This window comes from Pseudomonas sp. SIMBA_067 (assembly GCF_046534675.1).
GTDB lineage: Bacteria > Pseudomonadota > Gammaproteobacteria > Pseudomonadales > Pseudomonadaceae > Aquipseudomonas > Aquipseudomonas putida.
The window spans coordinates 1-267 of sequence record NZ_JAWRYH010000533.1; the positions used below are offsets into that span (position 1 = coordinate 1).

General features: G+C 57.3%; 1 pseudogene. It reads right to left on the bottom strand.

The features are described from left to right. Nucleotides 1-267: pseudogene (locus tag SB765_RS30205) on the bottom strand (tail tape measure protein); the annotation flags it as partial.

Here is a 267-nt window from a genome sequence, read left to right on the forward strand (position 1 = left end):
GGATGGAAACTTGTCAGCCACGGCATCAAGCGCCTTGTCCGAAACCCGTTCCTTGGCTTTATCCCACAAGCTGGTGAGCAGTTCTTTGCCGACAAACTTACCGGCATCCGTTGCGCCTTGCAGGCCTTTGTCCACCCAGGAGGTCGAAGCCGGAGCGGGTTCTTTCGGCTGACTTTTGGCAGGCTCGCCACTGACCTCAACCGTCTTGGTTGCCAGCGTATTACCGGTAATGAACAACGTGCTGGTGAGCGTTTCCAACGCCTCGCG